Raw genomic sequence first — 898 nt, forward strand, 5'->3', positions numbered from 1 at the left:
GGCCTCTAGACGATGGGGACGCAGAAAACTGCAACCCTAGGACAAACACTATGCAAATCTGGTGGAGCTATGCGGGATCGAACCGCAGACCTCTTCGCTGCCAGCGAAGCGCTCTCCCAGCTGAGCTATAGCCCCGACTTGCATACACACCACCAATTAATGTTGGTTGTGTATCGCTGAGTGCGGGGCGCATTCTATGCAGCCCCCCAAATAAAGTCAACAGTTTTTTATCTAAGTTTATTTAAATGATTTAAATTTCAACAAGCTGACTAAATATCAATCCGTTGCGGAGGTATTTTATACAAAGTGCTATCAAATTAGTTATTTTGGGCTAATTTCATTGCTGGTTTGTTATCAAAGGCTCTTTGCTTTTTTAATTTACTCCCTTAAAAAGGTATACATTTATATGCAAAATAAAATTCATTACCTAAAGCTTTAAATAAAACGACTTCACCCTACCCTGCTTTGTTTTTAATAGTGCTAAGTAGAGTGCAATTAACTGATGCAAATTTATTGATATGAAAAACCGTTTTAAAGATTTGCTGTATTCATATCATTTTAGAATGATTTACACTGACATATAGCTATAGATCAAGCTCTGAATATAAGCTTATGAATGTAAATTGCATATTTGTTCGCCAAAAAATGCTTAAATGCCATGTCATTGTTTATAAAAGCTGCATCTAACACATTTTTACTCATTCAAGTGTTGACACATTTACAACTCTATCTATAATAGCGCCCCACAACAACGCAGCAATGAGTTGTTTTAGATATGGGTCGTTAGCTCAGTTGGGAGAGCATCGCCCTTACAAGGCGAGGGTCACTGGTTCAAGTCCAGTACGACCCACCATTAAAAAATAGATAGATACAAATAAAAAAATCAAAAATCATAACT

2 tRNA genes are annotated in these 898 nt (G+C 37.1%); one reads left to right on the forward strand and one right to left on the reverse strand.

Annotation, left to right across the window (positions count from 1 at the left end):
• Positions 1 to 59: 59 nt before the first annotated feature.
• Positions 60 to 135: transfer RNA gene (locus tag CWB80_RS21715), tRNA-Ala, on the reverse strand.
• 642 nt (positions 136 to 777) lie between these two features.
• Between CWB80_RS21715 and CWB80_RS21720 the strand changes: the two genes are divergently transcribed.
• Positions 778 to 853, forward strand: a tRNA-Val gene (locus tag CWB80_RS21720).
• Positions 854 to 898: the final 45 nt, after the last annotated feature.

Source organism: Pseudoalteromonas sp. S1650 (assembly GCF_005887195.1).
In the GTDB taxonomy this organism is placed as follows: Bacteria; Pseudomonadota; Gammaproteobacteria; order Enterobacterales; family Alteromonadaceae; genus Pseudoalteromonas; species Pseudoalteromonas simplex.